This window comes from Bifidobacterium samirii (assembly GCF_003952945.1).
Lineage (GTDB): Bacteria > Actinomycetota > Actinomycetes > Actinomycetales > Bifidobacteriaceae > Bifidobacterium > Bifidobacterium samirii.
Map to the genome: position 1 here is coordinate 155,270 of NZ_QXGK01000003.1, position 21,707 is coordinate 176,976.

The 21,707-nt window shown below is 67.0% G+C and carries 14 protein-coding genes; 7 read left to right on the forward strand and 7 right to left on the reverse strand.

All coding sequences use genetic code 11. The annotated features are described in order from the left end of the window. Positions 1 to 46 precede the first annotated feature (46 nt). The gene (locus D2E24_RS02645) at positions 47 to 1,819 is read left to right on the forward strand and encodes a Y-family DNA polymerase (RefSeq protein ID WP_241222819.1); all 1,773 of its coding nucleotides are present in this window, start codon (positions 47 to 49) and stop codon (positions 1,817 to 1,819) included. A 209-nt stretch (positions 1,820 to 2,028) separates the two neighbouring features. Further along, entirely contained in the window at positions 2,029 to 2,241 is a 213-nt protein-coding gene (locus tag D2E24_RS02650) for a hypothetical protein (protein ID WP_125967823.1), read from the forward strand. A gap of 25 nt (positions 2,242 to 2,266) precedes the next feature. On the opposite strand, the gene D2E24_RS02655 is transcribed toward D2E24_RS02650, so the two are convergent. Both D2E24_RS02655 and D2E24_RS02660 read right to left on the reverse strand, forming a co-directional pair. Further along, complete coding sequence (locus D2E24_RS02655) at positions 2,267 to 3,244, reverse strand: aldo/keto reductase family protein (RefSeq protein ID WP_125967782.1); 978 nt, start codon at positions 3,242 to 3,244, stop codon at positions 2,267 to 2,269. A 327-nt stretch (positions 3,245 to 3,571) separates the two neighbouring features. Beyond that, a complete protein-coding gene (locus D2E24_RS02660) occupies positions 3,572 to 4,087 on the reverse strand; it encodes a DNA-deoxyinosine glycosylase (protein WP_125967783.1) in 516 nt (171 codons plus the stop codon). 449 nt (positions 4,088 to 4,536) lie between these two features. Between D2E24_RS02660 and D2E24_RS02665 the strand changes: the two genes are divergently transcribed. From D2E24_RS02665 to D2E24_RS02675, 3 genes are all read left to right on the forward strand, one after another. Next, on the forward strand, positions 4,537 to 5,445 hold the full coding sequence (locus D2E24_RS02665) for an alpha/beta hydrolase family protein (RefSeq protein ID WP_338142200.1): 909 nt from the start codon (positions 4,537 to 4,539) through the stop codon (positions 5,443 to 5,445). A gap of 820 nt (positions 5,446 to 6,265) precedes the next feature. Next, positions 6,266 to 6,976: a hypothetical protein gene (locus D2E24_RS02670; RefSeq protein ID WP_125967785.1), complete on the forward strand. Its 711-nt coding sequence runs from the start codon at positions 6,266 to 6,268 to the stop codon at positions 6,974 to 6,976. A 134-nt stretch (positions 6,977 to 7,110) separates the two neighbouring features. Beyond that, positions 7,111 to 7,788: a PspA/IM30 family protein gene (locus D2E24_RS02675; protein WP_125967786.1), complete on the forward strand. Its 678-nt coding sequence runs from the start codon at positions 7,111 to 7,113 to the stop codon at positions 7,786 to 7,788. A gap of 71 nt (positions 7,789 to 7,859) precedes the next feature. Here the strand turns inward: D2E24_RS02675 and D2E24_RS02680 are convergent, their stop codons facing one another. Then, positions 7,860 to 9,275, reverse strand: coding sequence for an ATP-binding protein (locus D2E24_RS02680; protein ID WP_125967787.1), 1,416 nt, complete (start codon positions 9,273 to 9,275; stop codon positions 7,860 to 7,862). A 278-nt stretch (positions 9,276 to 9,553) separates the two neighbouring features. Here D2E24_RS02680 and D2E24_RS02690 point away from each other — a divergent pair, with 278 nt between their 5' ends. Beyond that, positions 9,554 to 10,624: an EcsC family protein gene (locus D2E24_RS02690; protein WP_206430910.1), complete on the forward strand. Its 1,071-nt coding sequence runs from the start codon at positions 9,554 to 9,556 to the stop codon at positions 10,622 to 10,624. 257 nt (positions 10,625 to 10,881) lie between these two features. Here D2E24_RS02690 and D2E24_RS02695 read toward each other — a convergent pair whose 3' ends face one another. The 3 genes from D2E24_RS02695 to purT all read right to left on the reverse strand — a co-directional run bounded on the left by D2E24_RS02695 (position 10,882) and on the right by purT (position 17,033). Further along, positions 10,882 to 14,616 (reverse strand): phosphoribosylformylglycinamidine synthase, encoded by a 3,735-nt coding sequence (locus D2E24_RS02695; RefSeq protein ID WP_125967790.1) that lies wholly within the window; start codon positions 14,614 to 14,616, stop codon positions 10,882 to 10,884. Positions 14,617 to 14,727: 111 nt separating this feature from the next. Next, a complete protein-coding gene (gene purC / locus D2E24_RS02700) occupies positions 14,728 to 15,480 on the reverse strand; it encodes a phosphoribosylaminoimidazolesuccinocarboxamide synthase (protein WP_125967791.1) in 753 nt (250 codons plus the stop codon). 212 nt (positions 15,481 to 15,692) lie between these two features. Next, on the reverse strand, positions 15,693 to 17,033 hold the full coding sequence (gene purT / locus D2E24_RS02705) for a formate-dependent phosphoribosylglycinamide formyltransferase (RefSeq protein WP_241222820.1): 1,341 nt from the start codon (positions 17,031 to 17,033) through the stop codon (positions 15,693 to 15,695). A gap of 111 nt (positions 17,034 to 17,144) precedes the next feature. Here purT and D2E24_RS02710 point away from each other — a divergent pair, with 111 nt between their 5' ends. Next, positions 17,145 to 18,155 (forward strand): LacI family DNA-binding transcriptional regulator, encoded by a 1,011-nt coding sequence (locus tag D2E24_RS02710; RefSeq protein WP_125967792.1) that lies wholly within the window; start codon positions 17,145 to 17,147, stop codon positions 18,153 to 18,155. A 128-nt stretch (positions 18,156 to 18,283) separates the two neighbouring features. On the opposite strand, the gene lacZ is transcribed toward D2E24_RS02710, so the two are convergent. After that, positions 18,284 to 21,496 carry a beta-galactosidase, LacZ type gene (gene lacZ, locus D2E24_RS02715; RefSeq protein WP_125967793.1) on the reverse strand — a complete coding sequence of 1,071 codons (3,213 nt, stop codon included), beginning with the start codon at positions 21,494 to 21,496 and terminating at the stop codon, positions 18,284 to 18,286. Positions 21,497 to 21,707 lie beyond the last annotated feature (211 nt).

Genomic DNA, 21,707 nt, shown 5'->3' on the forward strand with positions numbered 1-21,707 from the left:
GTTCCGCCATGCGCGCATTGTCGAACATATGTTCGATGATGGGATCATGCCGGACCGCACGTACCTCGCCATCGACCTCAAGTCGTTCTACGCGTCGGCCGAGTGCGCGGCGCGCGGACTCGACCCGCTGACGACGAACCTCGTCGTCGCGGACGTGTCGCGCACCGAGAAGACGATCTGCCTGGCCGTCTCGCCGTCGCTCAAGGCGTACGGCCTGCCCGGCCGCGCCCGCCTGTTCGAGGTGACGGAGACGATGGCCCGCGTCAACGAGGAGCGCCGGCTGCGCGCCCCCGGCCGCCGGCTGCGCGGCGAATCGTGCGACGCGTGCGATCTGGCGCGCGATCCGTCGCTCAAGGCCGGGTTCATCGCCGCCAAGCCGCACATGGCCCGCTACCTCGACCTGAGCGCGCGCATCTACGGCATCTATCTGGACTACGCGTCCGCCGACGACATCCACGTCTACTCGATCGACGAGGTCTTCATCGACGTCACCCGCTACCTGGGCATGTACGGGACCGGCGCGCACGAGCTCGCCCGCCGCATCGTGCGCGACATCCTCGCCGCCACCGGCGTGACCGCGACCGCCGGCATCGGCACCAACCTGTACCTCGCGAAGGTCGCGATGGACATCGTCGCCAAGCACATGCCCGCCGACCGCGACGGCGTGCGCGTCGCCGAACTCGACGAGACGTCCTACCGGCGGCTGCTGTGGGACCACCGCCCGCTGACCGACTTCTGGCGCGTCGGCCGTGGCTACGCGCGACGCCTCGAATCGGCCGGCCTGCTCACCATGGGCGACATCGCCCGCTGCTCAATCGGCCGCGCCTCCGACTACTACAACGAGGAGCTCCTGTACCGCATGTTCGGCGTCAACGCCGAACTGCTCATCGACCACGCGTGGGGATGGGAGCCGTGCACGATCGCCGACATCAAACGCTACCGGCCCGCCGACCATTCCATCAGCCAGGGTCAGGTGCTCCACTGCCCCTACCCGCACGCGTCGGCGCGGCTCGTCGTACGCGAGATGGCCGACGCGCTCTCGCTCCAGCTCGTCGACCAGGGCCTCGCCGCCGCGCAGGTCGGCCTGTTCGTCGGATACGAGGGTGCAGGCGGATTCGAAGGGTCGTTCCCCGTCGCCACCGACCGCCGCGGCCGACGCATGCCCAAACCCGCCAACGGCAGCACGGCGCTCGCGCCGTACGCGGGGGAGCGGTACACGTCGTCCACGCAGGCCATCGTCACCGCGATGGGCGACCTGTTCGACCGCATCGCCGACCCGCGGCTCATGGTGCGGCGCATCACCGTCGTCGCCACGCAGCTGCGCCCCTACGTGCCGACGGTCGACGGACGCCACGGCACGGTGCCGTCGGATGGCGGCATCGGGGCGGCGGGGCCGTACGATCCGTCGGCGCCGTCCGGATGTCCGGACGGTCCGGCGGCACGACGGATCGCCGATGGTCGTGCAGCCGTCGCCTCCCATGGCGAGGCGTCCGTCCTGTTCCGTCCTCCGGAACCCCGGTACGAACAGCCCGACCTGTTCTCCGACTTCGTCGATTCCGCCGGGTCCTCCGATGTGCCCGGTGCGGCCGCCCCGCCCGATTCCGCCGAATCCCCGGGCCTGACAGGTTCCGCACCCGGTGCGGCCGGAGCCAGCGGGCCGGTCGCACCGATGCGGCATCGCCGCGAACACGACATGCAGGAGACGCTGCTCGCCGTCAAACGACGCTTCGGACGCAACGCGGTCATCAAAGGCATGAACCTCGAACCCGACGCCACCGGCCGCGACCGCAACAACCAGATCGGAGGCCACGCCGCATGAACTCGGCACACGCAACCATGTACGCGCCGGAAGCGGGACGGGCGGGCGCCGGCCCCGATGCGGACGCCATCGGGCGCACGGCCCATCCGGCCGATGCGGATGGGATGGCCGGCGCGGATCGCCCGACCGGCGAAGGCTCGCCGGGCGATGCGCCCAAGGCGACGGCCGGCATCGGCGACGCGGCCGGCCGCCCGCCGGAACCGGCCGGACTGCACGCCACCCACCGCTACGACGACATCATTGACCTGCCCCACCCCGACCCCAAGCGCCGCCCGCGCATGCCGATCGCCAACCGCGCCGCCCAGTTCATGCCGTTCGCGGCGCTCGCCGGCTACGACGACGTGCTGCGCCGCGCCGCCGGCGAGCACGACGAGGCCGTCGCCGCGGCCGAGGCGGCCGGTGACGCCGACTGGGGTGCCTGACCGGCCGTCAACGGAAGTCGACCGGTCAGCCGACGTGCCGCTCGAAGCGGGTGAAACCGAGGATGTCCTCGATGCGCGCCATCGCGTCGGCGGGGATCTCGAAACCGGCGGCGGCGAGATTCGACTCCAGCTGGGACGGGCGGCTCGCGCCGACGATCACGCAGCTGATCTCGCGATGCTGCAGGATCCACGCGAGCGCCAGGACGGCCATGCTCACGCCGAGCTCGTCGGCGATGGCGGACAGGCGTTCGACCTTGTCGAGGTTGTCGTCGGTCAGGAGGGCGTTGATCTGGCGGTCGGCCTGCCAGGTGGCGCGCGATCCGGCGGGCAGCGGCTCGCCCTTGCGGTATTTGCCGGTGAGCAGGCCCTGGGCGAGCGGGGAGAACGTGGTGATGCCGATGCCGTACTTGCGGCACACGCCCATGATCTCGTGTTCGATGTAGCGGTCGACCATGTTGTACTGGGGCTGGATGACGGTCATCGGATGCAGGCCGTAGCGTTCGATGATGCGCTGCGACTCCTCGAGCCGGGCGCCGCCCCATTCCTCGGAGACGCCGTAGTAGAGGATCTTGCCTTGGGTGACGAGGTCGCTGAGCGCTCGCAGCGTCTCGGTCAGGTCGCAGGTCTCGTCGAAGCGGTGGCAGTAGTACAGGTCGATGTAGTCGGTGCGCATGTTCCGCAGCGTGCGGTCGATGCTTTCGACGATGTGCTTGCGCGACAGGCCGCGGTCGTTGGCGCCGGGACCGGTGGGGAAGTAGACCTTGCTGGACAGGACGAGCTCGTGGCGCGGGTACTGGGCGAGCGTGTCGCCGAGGAACCGTTCGGCGGCGCCGCCGGAGTAGGCGTCCGCGCAGTCGAAGAAGTTGACGCCGTGCTCGTAGGCGGTGCGGACGGTCTGCCGGGCGACGTCCTCCTGTTCGGTGCCGGTGAGGTCGGTCATCCAGCTGCCGAGTGCGATCTCGCTGACCTTGAGCCCGGATTTGCCCACGTTGCGGTACTGCATGTGCTTCGTTGCCTTTCTGTTGCCGTCGTTGGATTGTTATCGCTCACAATACCGTCTGCGCCGCCGTCGCGCACCCGTGTGCGCGTGGCGCGGCCCGCGTGGCATGACGGCGGTATGCAGATTGCGACGCTGTCGGCCCGTCTTGCGTCGCAAACGGTACATGATGTACCGTGCGCGTACGGATTGCGACGCTGCCGGCCCGTGTTGCGTCGCCGTTCGTATGCGATGAGGGTCCGACATGCAGGTAGCGACTCCGTCGGCCCGTTCCGCGTCGTTGTTCGTATGGGAGGATCGACGATTGCGCGGATTGCGACTCCGACTGACGTGTCACTCGCCGGATGCGGCCGACCGGAACGCCGGACGGTAGGCGTCGAGCAGCCGGTCGAAGGACATCGCGGCGTTCGCCGGACTGGTGGACGGCAGCTGCGTCATCGGCACCGTGATGCCGGCCTCCGTCAGCCGCGGTTCGATCAGACGCCGATACAATTGCGCCGCCTTCGCTCCGGTCGTGACGATGCGGACGATCGGCGCATGCCGGAGCAGCGGCTCCGGATCGTTCGCTTCGACGTTGCGGATGCTCGCGTCGCTTGCGCCGACGATGTCGCACGATGCGACGACATCCCACAACGCCACATGATGGCGTAGCGCGAACGCGCAGCGCGACTGCGGCGTCTCGCCCGGATCGTCCTCGAATATCGCGGCCATCAACGGCCAGAACCGGTTGCGCGGATGCATGTAGTAGAACGCCACGTCGCGTGACTTCGGACTCGGCATCGACCCCAGCACCAGAATCCGGGATTCGCCATCCCACACCGGTCCGAACCCGTGCTCCACATGCGTCATGCCGTCGCCTCCGATCCTGTCCGCGTTCCGCTTCGCCCGAACGTCACCATCCTAGGCCGGCCATCCTGGGACGATGCAACCGGCGTATCGTTTCGGTCGACGGCCGCCGGGTCCCGTCGCCGTCACGTCGGGGCCATGCCGAAGGCGATGTGACGTAGAGGGATGAAGACACAGGCGTTTGCGACCGGAGGCTGGAATCCCGCCGTCGAAGAGGCGTCGGTTCCCGTCGCGGACGTGACGGGCGACGATGCCGCCGATGCGGGACCGACGGCGCCGGCCGAATCGGGAGCACCGCAGCCGGAATCCACGCCGGAACGACTCCAGGCCCCGCAGGGCGTCGCCGCGGGCCGGACGATGACGGGAAGCACGCCCCGATTGGAGACGGAACGGCTCATCCTGCGCCGCCGCGACGCCGAGCCCGCCCGGCCGCTGACGGCGCGCACGGTCGCATCGCGGACTCCGTCGCATCGCCGTCCTCATATGGGCGGAGGACGGCCGCGGCGCGGTATCGTAGGACGGAACGCAATACCGCACCATGGCGAGGAGGCCATATGGAACTGACATTCGAACGGGACGGACTGACCCTGCGCGGCCGCATCGACCTGCCGGAGACGCCGCATGCCGACGCCGGCCGGGCACCCGACGCCGCGGCGGCCGGAACCGCGCCCGACCGCCATCCCGTGGTCATCCTGATGCACGGATTCACCGGCGACATGGGCGCCGGCCCCGACACCCCCTACACACAGCTGACCCGCAGCCTCACCGAATCCGGCGTCGCCGTCGTCCGATTCGACTTCAACGGACACGGCTCCAGCGACGGCGACTTCACCGCCATGAACGTCCTCAACGAACTCAACGACGCCATCCAAGTCCTCGAAACCATCCGGGAACGACCGGAATTCACATCCATCGGACTCGTCGGCCACTCCCAGGGCGGCGTCGTCGCCGGCATGCTCGCCGGACTCTACCCGGACATCGTGGACGCGCTCGTCCTGCTCGCCCCCGCAGCCACCCTCAAGGACGACGCGGTCGCCGGAACCTGCATGGGCGTCGCCTACGACCCGCGCCACATCCCGCCGCGCGTCGACGTCGACGGCCACGTCGTCGGCGGCCACTACTTCCGCATCGCCCAGGCCCTGCCCATCTACGAGACGACGGCACGATTCGACCATCCGGCGCTCGCCATCCACGGCGCGTACGATGCCGTGGTCGATGCGGCCGCGTCGCTGCGATACGCGGATGCGATGCCGGATTGCACGGCGGTGCTCTACGACGGGCTCGATCATGGCCTGTACGGCACCGACCGTGAGGCCGCATTGTCCCGCGCGGCCGATTTCCTGACTCGTCACCTGTCGTGAACCGGGCCGCCGGCGCCCGGCTTCGCGTCGCTGTCCGTACATGATGGACCATTTGTTCACGGAAAGCGACGCTGCAGGTCCGGTTTGCGTCGCAATCCGTCCATGGCGGACCGTCTGTATGCGGAAAGCGACGCTGCCGGTCCGGTTTGCGTCGTTATCGGTAGGGGATGAGTGCGGTCGGCGACGCTCGGAGCGAACGGATGTGAGGGAACGGGGGAGGCGGGCGAGTGGCCGTGGCGGCTCCGATAGGATGGGGCGTATTCGTCCGTCTAGGAAAGGAATGCGCATGGGCAGGGCAGGCCAAGGCAGTGGGGGAGGCGGCCGTTCGTCCAGCGGACATGGCGGCGGACGGTCCTCCAGCGGTCACCGCGTGGTCGGCGGTCGTGCGGGAGGCGGCGGACATCGGGCAGGTTCCGGTGGCGGATTCAACGGCGGATTCGGTGGATCCGGCGGTTTCGGCGGCTTTGGCGGCGGATTCGCCGGCGGCGGTCCGTCCCGTAGCCGACGCGGCGGCCCGGCCGGTCCGGGAGGCCCGGGCGGTCATGGCGGGCCCGGACCGTTCGGCGGTCCGCCCGCGCCCGGTGGCCCGTTCGGACCGCCGCCTCCGCGTAGACGGCGACCGTCGTCATCGGACATCCTCACCAACATCCTGATCTGGAAGGCGCTGAGCCGATCGTCCGGCGGCAATCCGGGATTCGCGCCGCCGCCGGCCGAACCGCCGCGACGGCAGTCCGCGCCGGCCGCGCCGCGTGCGCCGCGCCGGACGAACTACGTCGCCTGGGCGGTCGCGGTCGCCGTCGTCACGATGCTCGTCGCCCTGATGACGTTCGCGATCGCATCCCCGTCCGGCACGTCCGGCGCCCCGGCCAACGACGTCAACCGGGAGAAGGCGACCACCGGCGTCGCGTTCCGCAACGACTGCATCGAGGACGAGCTCGGCTGGTTCGACAACGTTACGAAGACGGAACGGCGATTGAAATCGTTCTACGATGCGACCGGCGTGCAGCCGTACGTCGTCCTGCGCGCCTACGACGCGACGCTGACCGACGACGACGCGAAACGCGAATACGCCGAGCAATGGTACGACGACAACATCGACGACGAAGGCACGCTGCTGTTCATGTACTTCGCGGAGGAGGACACGGACAACGACGTCGGCTACATGGCGCTGGTCAACGGCAAGCAGATCGGCGGCGTCATGGATTCGCAGGCCGTTGAGGTCTTCTGGGCGTACGTGGACGAGTACTGGTACTCTGACCTGTCCACCGACGACATGATGGTCACGATCTTCGACAAGACCGCCGACCGCATCATGCAGCGCTCCACGACCGGCGCCGACGTGGCGATGGTCGGCGTCGTCGCCGTGCTGGTCATCGGCACGGGCGTCGTCGTGGTGCTGCTCGTCAAGGAGAAGCACCGGCGCGACCGGGAGAAGGCCGCCGAAACCGAACGCATCCTCAACACGCCGCTCGACGCGGCCGATCCGACGCTGGCGAAATACGAGGACGCGTCGGCGGCGAAGCGCACCTAGCAGGCCTCGCCGGTCGGCCGCGATGCCCCATTCCGTCGGTGCGGCCGATTCGGACGCCACCCGAGCATCCGCAACCCAATCATCGGCAACCAATCATCGGCAACCCAACCACCAACGAAAGAAAGCAGGCAATCATGGGCATCCTCCAACGATTCGGCGACATTATGCGCAGCAACATCAACGCGATCCTCGACCGGTGCGAGGACCCGGCGAAGATGGTCGATCAGATGCTGCTCGACCTGCGCGAGGACCTGGCCGAGGTCAAGACCGAAACCGCCGGCGTCATGGCCGACGCGCGCGGCGCGAAGCGGCGTCTCGACGAATGCGACGAGACGATCGCCCGCTATGGCAAGGCGGCGCGCGCCGCGCTGACCGCCGGCAACGAGACGGACGCGCGCGAACTGCTCGCCAAGAAGCAGCAGTACGAGCAGACGCGCGAAAGCCTGGCGACCGCCTACGAGCTGGCCGAGGCGAACGCGACGAAGATGCGTCAGCTGCACGACAAGCTGGTGAGCGACATCGGTGGGCTGGAGGCGCGCCGCAGCGCCATCAAGGCGAAGGTCGCCGCCGCCAAGGCGCAGGAGCACGTCAACGCGGTCACGTCCGGCGGCGACCGCGCCCGCTCGTCGATGGAGGCGTTCGACCGCATGGAGGCCAAGGCCGACCGCATGCTCGACGCAGCCGAGGCGAAGGCGACGCTCAACGAGGCCGCGTCCAGCGCCGACGAACTGGCCGACAAGTACCTCAAGGGCGCCGATTCGCCGTCCGTGGACGACGAGCTCGCCCGACTCAAGGCCGAAATGGGCCTGTAAGCGGGCGTGCTGCCCAAAGCGAGATGAAGGAAGACCGCGCATCCACGGTGGATGCGCGGTCTTCCTTGTGTTCAGTGCGTCTCGTGGTAGCACAGGATGTCGTCGTAGGAGACGAGTTCCACGTTGCCCATGCGGGCGGCTTTCTCGACGCATCCCGTGGTGAATCCGCTGCGCGAGAACAGATACAGTCGCGTATGGGTGTACCGGAACAGGCGGCTGCGATGGTCGAGCAGATCCAGTACGCCGACATCGACCGGCTCGGATGTCCATTTGCATTCGCCGAACAGCGCGGTGTCGGCGTCCTGCTCTCCCATGATGTCGATTTCGGTTTGGGAACGTAGCGTCTGATCGTTGCCCCACCAGCGGCCTAGGTCTTTGAAATCCACTGGGCAGTCGCCGTTGAGCAGCATGCTCCACAGGTATTGGATGCAGATGTCCTCGAACACGTGTCCCATGTATTCGTTCAGCTGCGGTTCGATGCGCCGCCATGCGAGGTCCTGCGCGCCGCGCGCGATGACGGAGCTGTTGCGCGGTATGAAGCGGTACCAGAACCGGAACAGATTGTCGTCGATGGCGTACAGCGACTTGCGCGACTGCTTCTCGCCGTAGGGGGATTCCCTGCGGATCAGCCCCAGTTCCAGCAGGTTCTTGAGATATCCGGAGCAGACGCTGGTCGGTTCGCCGATCTTCACGGCGATCTCCGAAAGCCGCGACGCCCCCGTGGCGATGGCTGTGATGATCGCATTGTAGATCGCCGGTTCGCGCACCTCCTGTTTGAGCAGACTCTCGGGCTCTTCGAACAGTGCCGACGCGGGGTTGAGGAGCGTCCGTTTGAGATTGGCCTCGATGCCGAGCCGGTCGTCGAACTGCAGCAGATATTGCGGCGTGCCACCGACGATGCCATAGGCCACCGCCTTGTCCTCGTCGGAGAAACGGCTGAAATACCGGCAGGTCGTGGCGAAATCGAACGGTTCGATGCGCATCTGCGCCGTACGACGGCCGTACAACGGGGATTTGTAGGCCAGCACCTCGTCCTCCATATAGGACATGGACGAGCCGCACAGGATGAGCATGAGCTTCGACTCATCCTTGTACCGATCGATGAGCATCTGCAGCGTGGACGCCAGACTCGCCGAGGTGCGTGCGACGTACGGGTATTCATCGATGGCGAGCACGATCCGCTCGTCTCTGGACCGTTGGAAGACATGCTCCAATGCGGTCTGGAAGGAATCGAACGTGGCGTTCGCGGTCGGGCCGTCGCCCGAGGAATCGAGGCCTTCCAGAATGCTCTGGCTCAGGTTCTCCAGATTTTGCTTGGCGTTGCTTTCCACGCCCATGAAGTAGATGGCCTTGCGGCCTTCGATGAACCGGTTGATGAGCGCGGTCTTGCCGACCCGTCGCCGCCCGTAGATGACGGCGAACTCGAACCGGTCCGATTCGTGCATCGTCTCGAGCGCCTTGAGCTCGCGATCTCGCCCGATGAACATGATTGCCGCCTTCCATCCTGGTGCTTTTACTCGGATGTGATTTAGTCAAGTACGATTTACTCAATCATACTTGACTAAATCGTATCTGAGCAAATGCTATCCGGTACTGATGGGTGACCTGGAGATCGGAGGGGAAGGCAAGGCGTTGTGTTCGTTTGGGTTTCGGTCGCCTTGCGGTCAGTGGGCGTCGCCGGCCGGATATGCCTCGCGGACGAGGTGTGAGAACGATTCGCTGGCCATGCCGTAGAAGGCTCCGGTGATGAGTTCGAACGTGAACCGTGACGACAGGTTTCCTGATGGTCTTCTCTGCCGACGGCCGGCGGTTTCATCCGGATGGTACGATACGGCGGTGGATGCCGGTTTGGATGGGTGTGTTTTCCCGGGCGGCATCGCGGAGAAGACGTCAAGGAGAAGATGAGAGGAGAGCCATCGTGGGTATGTTCGATGGTCTCGGAGCGCTTGCGAAGCAGGCCTCCAATGGGATGAACCAAGCTGCGAAGGGAGCCGCCGCGGCACTGGAGGGCGCGGGCAAGGCCGCGGTCGATGGCCTCGGTGAGGCGGGTCGCGCCGTCGGCAAGGCGGGCGGCGACGCAATCGGCTCGGTCAAGGGCGCCGCCGAGAACTTCGATACGGCGATGGTGGTCCGCCAGACCATGCGCCTGCCGATGGTCCAGGTGGACCGCGGTGGATTCCTGCGCAAGGAATTGCGCAAATACTACAAGGACGATGTCATCGACGCCGCCATCAAGGGCAACCCCGCCAAGGCGGGCATCGGACGCGACCGGATCGACGCCATCGCCCAGCAGATCATCGACTACGAGACCAACAAGGTGTCGATGATTTCGTTCGCGGCCGGCATGCCCGGCGGAATAGCCATGGCCGCGACGGTTCCGGCGGACATCGCCCAGTACTTCGGCGCGATGCTGAGAGTGATGCAGAAGCTCGCCTATCTCTACGGCTTCGATGATTTTGAACTCAATGAGGACGAGATCGACGATGCGACGATGAACGAGATCATGGTGTTCCTCGGCGTGATGTTCGGCGTGCAAAGTGCAGTCGCGACGGTGGGTGCGATCGCCAAGGCGGCCGAGCAGCATGCCGCCAAGGCGTTGATGAGGAAGGCCCTCACCAAGGGAACCATCTACCCGATCGTCAAGAAGGTGGCTCAGGTGGTCGGCGTGCGCATGACCAAGGAGATCTTCGCCAAGGGCGTGTCCAAGGCGGTGCCCGTCGTCGGCGGCGTCGTCTCGGGCGGCATGACCTACGCGTCGTTCAAACCGTGCGCGCTCAGCCTGCAGAAGAGCTTCCAGGGGCTGAATCTGTCCGATCCGGAGTTCTACAAGAAGTGACGGACGGAGGGCCTCCATCCGGACCTGATACGAAACGGGGTCGTCGTCTTCCGGAACCCATTGCGGTCGGGAAGACGACGACCCCGCATCATATCGCTGGTCCTAGGTTCCGCCCGGATGACGAATCACCGGCGTCTCGACGCCGGACAGATGATGCGTATGACGAAGGCGCCCGTTCCCTGCCGGATCGATGATCCCAGCGGGGAACGGGCGCCTTTGCGCTCCGATGTGACGGCTACTGGCCTACTCGGTCAAGGTCAGGCGGCGAAGTACTCGACGCCGGCCTCGAAGAGCGGCTGGTACTTGTCGCCGGGGACGTTCACGTACAGGCCGTTGCCGGAACGCTCCGAATGGCCCATCTTGCCGAACACGCGGCCGTCGGGGCTGGTGATGCCCTCGATGGCGAGCAGCGAGCCGTTCGGGTTGACGTCCAGATCCATGCCGGGCACGCCCGCCTCGTCCACGTACTGCGTGGCGATCTGGCCGTTGGCCTTGAGCTGGGCGAGCACGTCGTCGGAGGCGACGAAGCGGCCCTCGCCGTGGCTGATGGCCACGGTGTGCACGTCGCCCACGGTGGTGCGCGACAGCCACGGGGACAGGTTCGACGCGACGCGCGTGCGCACCAGACGGCTCTGGTGGCGGCCGATCGTGTTGAACGTCAGCGTCGGGCATTCGGCGGTCATCGGCACGATGTCGCCGTACGGCACCAGACCCAGCTTGATGAGCGCCTGGAAGCCGTTGCAGATGCCCAGCATCAGACCGTCGCGGTTGTTGAGCAGGTCGCGCACCGCGTCGGTGACGGCGGGGGAGCGGAAGAACGCGGTGATGAACTTCGCGGAACCGTCCGGCTCGTCGCCGCCGGAGAAGCCGCCCGGGATCATGACGATCTGGCTGCGGCGGATCTCGTCGGCCAGCGCCTGCGTTGACTCGGCGACCGCGGCCGGCGTCAGGTTGTTGACGATCAGCGTGGTCACGTCCGCGCCGGCGCGCTCGAACGCGGCGGCCGAATCATACTCGCAGTTGTTGCCGGGGAACACCGGGATGACGACGTGCGGCTTGGCGACGCCGGCGCCCGTGTACACGGTCTTCTTCGGAGCCTCGAAGGACACGGTCTCGACGGTCGCGTGCTTTTCGGCGCCCTTGGAGCGGTACGGGAACACGGATTCGATGCCGGACTCCCACGCCTCCTGCACGGCGTCCAGGTCGAGCGTTTCGCCGGCGGCCGCGAACGCGTATTCGTCGGTCGTCACACCGATCTCGCCCACCTCGACGAGGTTGGACACGGCCGGGATCTTCGCGTCATCCGCCAGCTCCACGATGAACGAGCCGTACGCGGGCGCGAACAGGTCGTCCACGGCGATGGACTCGTCGAGCTTCACGCCGATGCGGTTGCCCAGCGTCATCTTGAACAGGGATTCGGCGGTCGCACCGTAGCCCGGCGTGGACACGGCCAGCGCGTCATGGAATTCGGTGAGCGCCTCGACGACGGAGAACGCCTCGAGCAGCGCATCCTTGTCCGGGGTGAGGCCGTCGGCCAGATAGCGCGGCGCGATGCGCACGATGCGATGGCCGGCGCCCTTGAACTCGGGGGAGGTGGCGCGGCGCATGTCGCCCACGGCCACGGCGAAGGAGATCAGCGTCGGCGGCACGTCGAGGTCCTCGAACGAGCCGGACATGGAGTCCTTGCCGCCGATCGCGCCGGCGCCCAGGTCGACCTGCGCCATGAGCGCGCCGAGCACAGCGGCCAGCGGCTTGCCCCAGCGGGTCGGCTCGTCGCGCAGCTTCTCGAAGTACTCCTGGAAGCTCAGATACGCCTTCTCGTGCTCGAAGCCGGAGGCGACGAGCTTGGCGAGCGACTCCACGACCGACAGGTACGCGCCGGTGAACTGGTTCGCGCTCATGATGTACGGGTTGAAGCCCCACGCCATCGCGGAGGCGGTCCGGGTCTCGCCGAACACCGGCAGCTTGGCCACCATCGCGAGGTTGGGGGTGAGCTGGCGGCGGCCGCCGAACGGCATGAGCACGGTGCCCGCGCCGATGGTCGAGTCGAAGCGCTCCGACAGGCCCTTGTTCGAGGCGACGTTGATGTCGGTGACCATCGCGTTCATGCGCTCGGCCAGCGTGCCCTCGTTCCACGGCGTCGTGTACGCGCCCTGCGCTTCGACGTGCGCGACCTGATGCTTGGCGGCGCCGTTGGACGACAGGAACTCGCGGGACAGGTCGACGATGCGGTCGCCGTTCCACGTCATCACCATGCGCGGATCCTCGGTCACCTCGGCGATGACGACCGCCTCGAGGTTCTCCTCGCGCGCGTAGCCCAGGAACTCGTCCACGTCCTCGGCGGCCACGTCCACGGCCATGCGCTCCTGCGATTCGGAGATCGCCAGCTCGGTGCCGTCCAGACCCTCGTACTTCTTCGGCACGGCATTGAGGTCCACGAACAGGCCGTCGGCCAGCTCGCCGACTGCCACGGACACGCCGCCCGCGCCGAAGTCGTTGCAGCGCTTGATCAGACGGCACGCGTCGCCGCGGCGGAAGAGGCGCTGCAGCTTGCGCTCGACGGGCGCGTTGCCCTTCTGCACCTCGGCGCCGTCCAGTTCGAGCGATTCGACGTTGTGCGCCTTGGACGAGCCGGTCGCGCCGCCGATGCCGTCACGGCCGGTACGGCCGCCCAGCAGGATGATGCGGTCGCCCGGGGCCGGCGTCTCGCGGCGCACATGGTCGGCCGGGGTGGCGGCCACGACCGCGCCCACCTCCATGCGCTTGGCGACGTAGCCCGGATGGTAGATCTCGTCGACCTGGCCGGTGGCCAGACCGATCTGGTTGCCGTACGACGAATAGCCGGCCGCGGCGGTGGTGACGAGCTTGCGCTGCGGCAGCTTGCCCTCCATCGTCTGCGACACCGGGACGGTCGGATCGGCCGCGCCGGTCACGCGCATCGCCTGATACACGTAGGAACGGCCCGACAGGGGGTCGCGGATGCAGCCGCCGATGCAGGTGGCGGCGCCGCCGAACGGCTCGATCTCGGTCGGATGGTTGTGGGTCTCGTTCTTGAACAGGAACAGCCAGTCCTGGTCCTCGCCGTTCACGTCGACCTTCACCTTGACGGTGCAGGCGTTGATCTCCTCGGATTCGTCGAGGTTCTTCAGGATGCCGTTCTTCTTGAGCCACTTGGCGCCGATCGTGCCCATGTCCATGAGGCACACGGGCTTGGCGTCGCGGCCCAGCTCGTGGCGCATCTCGAGGTAGCGTTCGAACGCGGCCTTCACGGTCGCGTCGTCGATGGCGATCTCGTCGAGCTGCGTGCCGAACGTGGTGTGGCGGCAGTGGTCCGACCAGTAGGTGTCGATCACCTTGATCTCGGTGATCGTGGGCTGGCGGCCCTCCTGCTCGAAGTAGCGCTGGCAGAACTCCAGGTCGGCCAGATCCATCGCGAGGCCACGCTCGGCGATGAAGGCGCGTCCCGCCTCGGCGTCCATGCCGGTGAAGCCGTCGATGACCTCGACCTTGCCGGGCGTGGGCACCTGCGCCTTGAGCGTGTCCTTGGCCTCCAGACCCGCCTCGCGGGCTTCGACCGGGTTGATGACGTACTTGCGGATGGCGGCCACGTCCTCGGCGGACAGGGCGCCCTCGAGCGCGTACACCTTCGCGGAGCGCACGGTGGGACGCTCGCCCTGGGAGATCAGCTGGATGCATTCGCTGGCCGAATCGGCGCGCTGGTCGAACTGGCCGGGCAGGAACTCGGTGGCGAACACGGTCGCCTCGCCGAAGTCGGGCATGTCGTAGGCGACGTCGTCGACCTGCGGCTCGCTGAACACGGTCGGCACGGCCTGGGCGAACAGCTCCTCGCCGATGCCCTCCACGTCATAGCGGTTGACGACGCGCACGCCGGTCAGCGCGTCGACGCCCAGGATGGTCCTGAGCTCGGCGCACAGCTGCTGCGCCTCGACGTCGAATCCGGGCTTCTTCTCCACATACACGCGAAAAACCATGGGGATCCTTTTCTGTTGCTGTTGAAGTAGTTGAAGTCTGAGTGGTCCTGCGCGGGTGGCGCGCAAAGACGAATACGGCTCCCTTTCGGTAAAAGGGAGCCGTGGCGTTCGCTACTCGGCGCGCTCGACGCCCTCGGCCTCGGCCAGGGCGGTCAGACGGGCGTAGATCTCCTCGTAGGCGGGGATGATGTCGCCCAGGTCGCGGCGGAACAGGTCCTTGTCGAGATGCTCGATTTTGCCGCTCTTGTCCTTGAGGTCCCACAGGCGGCAGGTGTCCGGCGTGATCTCGTCGGCGAGCAGGATGCGGCCGTCGGAGGTCTTGCCCTCCTCGATCTTGAAGTCGACGAGCTTGACGTCGATCTTGGAGAAGATGTCGACGAGCGCGGCGTTGACGGCGCGGGCCTGACGGGAGATCTCCGCCAGCTCCTCCTCGGTGGCGAGGCCGAGGGCCACGATGCCGTCGTCGTTGATGAACGGGTCGCCCAGATCGTCCGACTTGTAGCAGAACTCGAGGATCGGCTTCTTCAGGTCGGTGCCCTCCTCGACGCCGTAGCGCTTCGCGAAGGAGCCGGCGGCGGTGTTGCGCATGATGATCTCCAGCGGGAACATGTCCATCTTGCGCACCAGCTGCTCGGTGTCGGACAGGCGCTTGACGAAGTGGCTGTCCACGCCGCGCGCCTTGAGCAGGTCGAAGATCACGGAGGTGATGTGGTTGTTCAGATTGCCCTTGCCCTCGATCTGGGCCTTCTTGGCGCCGTTGCCGGCGGTGGCCTGATTCATGTAGTCGACCCACAGGATGTCGGAGTCGTCGGTTGCGTACAGTTTCTTGGCCTTGCCCTCGTAGAGCTTTTCCAGTTTCTCCATTATCGCCTTCCAGATTTAGGGGGAGAATTGAGCTGAACTAACCCTCAAAGAGTAGCAATCCGGGGCTACAACCATGCCGCCGGCCCCGTCGGACGGCAACGGGGCGTCGTACGCCGCGATCGGCGCACGACGCCCCCGTTAACGGACGACGGCGAAACGTCAGCCGGACGCCGGTCGGACGTCAACCGACGGCATCCGGACGTCAGTCGGCGTCAGCGCACGACGATATCGAGCGCATCGGCCACACGGCCGGCCCTCGCGCGCGCATCCGCCTCGCTGTCGCCGACCGCCAACGCGACCGCCATACGACGATGGCCATGCACCTGCGGCTTGGCGAAGATGCGCAGATCCGCATCCGGATCGGCCAGCGCGCGGCCCACACCCGAGAACACCGCCTCGCCGTCGCCCGCCACGACGATCGCATGGCTCGCCGCCACACGGCCCGCCGGCAGCTCCGACGCCACATGACCCTCCGCAACCGGCAGACCCAGGATCGCGCGCGCATGCAGCGCGAACTCGCTCAGACGCTGCGACGCCATCGTCACCATGCCCGTATCATGCGGACGCGGCGACACCTCGTTGAACAGCACCGAACCGTCCGTCAGCACGAACAATTCCACGCCGAACACGCCCCAGCCGCGCTCGCCGGCCGCACTCGCCTTCGCGACCAGACCCTCGACCGCCGCACGCGCGATGCGACCGGCCTCCGCCAGCACGCCGTCGCTCGCCGCCGCCGGCTGCCACGACTCACGGTAGTCGCCCGACTCCTGACGCTGCCCGATCGGAGCGCACGTCACGATGCCGGCGCTCGACGAGACCGTCAGCACCGTCAGCTCATAATCCAACGGCGCCAGCGCCTCCACGATCACGCGCGACACGTCGCCCTCGCCGGCCGCACGACGACCCGTCTGCGCCTCCGTCCACGCCGCATCGATCGCATCCGCGGAACGCACCACCGACTGGCCATGACCGGACGAGCTCATCACCGGCTTGACCACACACGGATACCCCACCTCGGCAGCGCCCGCACGCAGCTCCTCCAACGAACCCGCGAACCGGTACGGCGTGGTCGGCAGGCCCAGCTCCTCATGCGCGATGACGCGCAGGCGCTCGCGGTCCATGCAGATCGCCGCGATGCCGGCGCTGGGCACGACCTGCGCGCCGGACGCGGCCGCCGCGGCCAGTTCGGACGTGGCGATCGCCTCGACCTCCGGCACGATGATGTCGGGACGGACCTCATCGAACAGGGCGCGCAGCGCGACCGGGTCGGCCATGTCGAGGACGCGCGCCTCATGCGCGACCTGCTGGGCGGGCGCGCCCGCATACGAGTCGGCGGCGCACACCCACGCGCCCAGACGCATGAGCTCGATCGCGACCTCCTTGCCCAGTTCGCCCGCGCCGAGGAACAGCACGCGGACCGGAGCCGCACCCAGCGGCGTGCCCAGCGCGCGCTCGGAGAAGGCGTGCGGGGCGGACTGCTCGGAGTCGACGGGGACGGTGGAGTCGGTGGAGATGGTGGACTGCGTTTCGCTGATGGCGCTCATTTCACTCATGCGCCTTATTGTGCCATCGAGGGGATACCGTGCGTCGGGCGGCCGCGGCGGCCTCATGGCACGTTACACTGATTTCAGTAACAGAATTTACCATCCGCTTGAGGGGACGTCATGGTCACGATTCGTGAGATAGCCCAGAAATCGGGATATTCGCAGGCCACGGTGTCGAGGCTGCTCAACGGCGACCCGACGCTGTCGGTCCGGGAAGCCACGCGCCGCCGCATCATCGAGGCGAGCGAGGAACTGGGATATGCGGCGGGTGCGCGCCGGCTCGCGCTGCCGCGTAAGGTGGCGGTGCTCGACGACTTCACGCCGGTCGAGGAACTTCAGGACGCGTACTTCGACCAACTGCGCGAGACGCTCGAACGCCACGCCAAGGCGCAGAACATGGAACTGGTCGCCTGCTCCGGAGTCGACGACATGATCGCCGAGGCGGGGGAGTACGACGGGTTCATCGCCACCGGACCCGAAGCGCCCTCATTTGATGATCTGAAGCGTCTGCACGAGCTGCTGCCCAACGGCGTGTTCGTCGACATCAACCCGGCCCCGAACCTGTTCGACTCGGTTCGTCCGGATCTGTCGCAGACGATTCTGGACGCGCTCGACTCGCTGACGGCGGCCGGCATGCGCCGCATCGGATTCATCGGCGGCACCGGGGAGACGATGGGACAGTACCGCCGGCAGGAGGATCCGCGTCTGCTCGCGTTCCGTGAATGGAGCGCCCGTCTCGGCGTCGACTGCGACGGCCTCGTCTACGCCGAGGGACCGTTCACCGTCGACAACGGGCGCGACATGGCCGCCCGGATGCTGGCCGACCACGCCGACGACCTGCCGGACGCCGTCATCGTCGCCGCCGACCCGATCGCGGTGGGCGCGCTGCAGGCGTGCGCCGCCGCGGGCGTGCTCGTGCCGCACGACATGGCGCTGGTCAGCATCAACGACCAGACGATCGCCCGCTACACGTCACCGCCGCTGACGACGTTCGCGATCGACCTGGACGACCTGGCGGCGTCCGCGATCACGATGCTCGCCGAATCGATCGCCGAACGTCGGCGCGTGCGCCATCATCTGCTCATCTCCACGTCGATGACCGTGCGCGGCAGCTTCGTCCCGGCTCACTGACGGACGGCGTGCGCCGGGAATCCCGATCCGGTCGGCGCCGATATACACAAAGAAGTGCGGGGCGTATGAGATCCTCATACGCCCCGCACTGTGCAGGAACTCCGGAGACTCAGTGGGTCCTACGCGTGTCAGATAAGACGCAGCGTCACGTCGAGCTCATACGGATGGGATGCGGGCATCAGATACGGGTCGTGCACCGGCGCACCCCACGAATCGTCGCCGCCGACGCCCATCTGCGCGGCCAGCAGACGCAGGAACGTGTGCCGGACCGGCGGCAGCTCGTCCGCGTGCGTCGCCTCCTCCAGCATCAGCGAACTGTACGGCAGCAGGCTCGCGCTGAACGCGGCTCCGGTCCCGGCCGCGGCCTCGATGCGCATGCCGTGGCCGTTCGCATCCGTGACCTCGGCCCAACGCACGCCCTCATGGTTGCCGGTCTCCTGCGGCACCAGATACGGGGCGCAGTCCTGCGACGCCGTGCGTTCGAACACGCCCAGCCGTCCGCCGTGCAGACGGTCCGCATACGTCTCCTCGGGGCCGAGGCCATAGAAGCGCAGATGGTCATACCGCTTCGGCAGCATCCATTCGATGCCGAACGCGGGGAGCGACGGCGCGTCCTGGGCACCCGGATACGAGACGGTCATGCGCACGTCGCCGGTGGACGCCTGCGCCTCATAGCGCACCTCCACACGCGTGCGTCCCGGCTCGGCCAGCTCGTACGTGTACCGGGCGACCGCGCGGGTTCCGTCCGCCTCGATGGCATGGTCGACGACCTTCGCATAGCGCCCCGCCGGCATCCAGCGCGCCCTGTCGAACCCGGAGCCGTTGCCGCGGTCGTTGTCGGTGAGCGGGCGGAAGCAGGTGATCGACGGTCGGCGGACGACCATCTCGCGGCCGCCGCGCACGAACGACACAACGCCGCCCTGCGTATGCGAGAACACGACCTCGGTGTCCGCATGACGCACACCCACGTTCCAACGGCCCACGGTCACCGTTCCATCGGCTGCGGACGCGGTCGGCTTCGCGATTCCGGCCGGCGCGTCGACCACGACCGTATGCTGGCCGAACGCCAGCTCATGACCGGCCGGCGCCCATGCGGTCGCCTCGGCCAGCAGCTGACGAACCTCGTACGTCACCTCGACACGGCCGTCGGCGCCCGCATCGGACGCGAGCGCGACGTCATCAGTCGAGGGGAACGCGACCGGGAAACGGCCCGTGCACCCGGCCGGCACATCGAACCCGTACCTCGCGCTCCAGCGCTCCTCGCCGCCGACCAGCATCCGGGCCTCGAACACGTCGTCCGCCGTCGAAACGAACAGATTGCCGTTGCGGATCTCCACGCCGGATTCATCGGGAACGACTGTCACCGGCGCGTACAGGCGCTTCACCTCCTGCATCTTGGGCGTCGGCGTATGGTCCGCGAACAGCAGACCGTTGCCGGAGAACTCGTAATCCGACGGGCGGTCGTCCCAGTCGCCGCCGTATGTGAGCCGCTCCGAGCCGTCGTCCATCCGCTGCACCAGCGCCTGATCGATGAGATCCCAGATGAAGCCACCCTGGTAATGCGGATACCGCTCCAACTCGGTGTACAGGTGCAGGCCTCCCACCGAATTGCCCATCGCATGCATGTACTCACACGAAATATACGGCTTCTTCGGATCGGCCTTGAGATATGCCTCCACGTCGGCGGGCTTCGCATACATGCGCGTCTCCACATCCGACACATCCTCATAGGCGCGATCCCACGTCATGCCCTCGTAATGCACCGGCCGCGTCGGATCGGCCGCATGCGCGAACCGGTACATCGCCCGGAACACGTCACCCGCATGCGACTCGTTGCCCAACGACCACAGCAGCACGCACGGATGGTTCCGGTCACGGCCGACCATCGATGCCAGACGGTCCACGCACGCGCCCTCCCACTCGGGGCGGCTGCCCGGAACCGCGCACTCGGGCGTCGGCACATCGCCCGGCGTGCACCAGCTGCCATGCGTCTCGATGTTCGTCTCGTCGATCACATACAGGCCCAGCTCGTCGCACAGCTCGTAGAAGCGCGACTGGTTCGGATAATGCGACGTGCGCACCGCATTGATGTTGTTGCGCTTGCACGCCACCAGATCCTCCCGGATCTCCCGCTCGCCGATCGCACGTCCCAGACGGGAGTCGAACTCATGACGGTTCGCGCCCCGGAACACGATACGACGGCCGTTGAGCCGCATGATGCCGCCTTCGATCACGAACCGTCGGAAGCCGATACGCTGAGGCACCACCTCAAGCACCCGCTTGTCGGACGACTCCAGTGTGAGCGTCAACGTATACAGGGACGGCGACTCGGCGCTCCACGGCAGCACCACGCCCACCGGCGCCGAGAACGACACCGGCGTCAGCCCATTCCCATCCTGCGATTCGGACGCGATCTCATCGATTCCATACACCCACTGCCACAGCGTCGCCCCATCCGGACCCGCCAGCGTCGCACGTAACGACGCCGCATCCCGCACGTTGCGCACCGACGCATCCACCGACAGCACGCCGGACCCGTCCAGATGCTCGTAATCGGCGACCACATGCAGATCCTCGACATGCACCGACGGATACGCCGTCAACTCCACCGACCGGAACAGGCCGTGCAGACGCCAGAAATCCTGATCCTCCAGCCACGAGGCGCTCGCATGCTCATAGCAGGCGACGGCCAGGACGTTGCCGTCGGGGCGCAGCGCGTCGGTCACGTCGAACTCGCTGGGGGTGAAGGAATCCTCGGCATAGCCGATGAAGCTTCCGTTGAGCCATACGTAGATCGCAGTGGCGGCTCCGTGGAAGGTGAGCGTGACGCGGCGGCCCTCGTCGATGGCGCGGCGCGTTTCGGCGGACGGGGCGAACCGGCGACGGTAGACCCCGACGTGATTGAGTTCGGGGACGCCCGGCTGCTCGACGGCTTCGTGGCCATCCCACGGATACTGGATGTTCACATACTGCGGCCGCAGCAGTCCCGCGGTCTCCCACGTGGAGGGGACGGGGATGGATGAAAAGCCGGAGTCGTCGAATCCGGCTTCGACGAATGCCGGAGCCACGGTATCGGAACCTGCCTTCCCACCGTCCAGCGGGAATCCCTCCGTCGGGGCGCTGACGACGGCGATGCGCCATTCCCCGTCGAGACTCTGGCGCAGCGTCATCGTCTCCTCGGGCGCCGGCGCGTGATCGAAGAACCGATGATCGGAATGAGCCGGAAGGCGATTGACCGCGTAGACGGTCGGATCGGCCAGCCACGAGGTCGAAGCCGCGGGCGAACGCAAAATCGGGATGTCGGATATTTCGGTCGGGGTCGAGGCTGTGGAAGCGGACATTGGTGAACTCCTTGCCGTACGTCGTTGTAATGCTGGTGATGTCAGAGTGTTATCGGTATAGGTAAAACTCTTTACTTAACAAAGTAATACCTTGTGGTTGGGGATGCAAATCGCGCGCGCCGCGTACGGGCTTTCTGGGGTGAGAGACCTGAGTGTGGTTGTGGTTGAGATAGGTGCTCCGCGCTGTGTCCTTCGGGGGCTTGGGTGTTCT

Bases quoted from the DNA above. Each gene is read 5' to 3' on its own strand.
- D2E24_RS02645 (WP_241222819.1), top strand. From the start codon at position 47: ATGCCGGACCGCACGTACCTCGCCATCGACCTCAAGTCGTTCTACGCG.
- D2E24_RS02655 (WP_125967782.1), bottom strand. From the start codon at position 3,244: ATGCAGTACCGCAACGTGGGCAAATCCGGGCTCAAGGTCAGCGAGATC.
- D2E24_RS02660 (WP_125967783.1), bottom strand. From the start codon at position 4,087: ATGACGCATGTGGAGCACGGGTTCGGACCGGTGTGGGATGGCGAATCC.
- D2E24_RS02670 (WP_125967785.1), top strand. From the start codon at position 6,266: ATGACGTTCGCGATCGCATCCCCGTCCGGCACGTCCGGCGCCCCGGCC.
- D2E24_RS02675 (WP_125967786.1), top strand. From the start codon at position 7,111: ATGGGCATCCTCCAACGATTCGGCGACATTATGCGCAGCAACATCAAC.
- D2E24_RS02680 (WP_125967787.1), bottom strand. From the start codon at position 9,275: ATGTTCATCGGGCGAGATCGCGAGCTCAAGGCGCTCGAGACGATGCAC.
- D2E24_RS02695 (WP_125967790.1), bottom strand. From the start codon at position 14,616: ATGGTTTTTCGCGTGTATGTGGAGAAGAAGCCCGGATTCGACGTCGAG.
- purC (WP_125967791.1), bottom strand. From the start codon at position 15,480: ATGGAGAAACTGGAAAAGCTCTACGAGGGCAAGGCCAAGAAACTGTAC.
- purT (WP_241222820.1), bottom strand. From the start codon at position 17,033: ATGAGTGAAATGAGCGCCATCAGCGAAACGCAGTCCACCATCTCCACC.
- D2E24_RS02710 (WP_125967792.1), top strand. From the start codon at position 17,145: ATGGTCACGATTCGTGAGATAGCCCAGAAATCGGGATATTCGCAGGCC.
- lacZ (WP_125967793.1), bottom strand. From the start codon at position 21,496: ATGTCCGCTTCCACAGCCTCGACCCCGACCGAAATATCCGACATCCCG.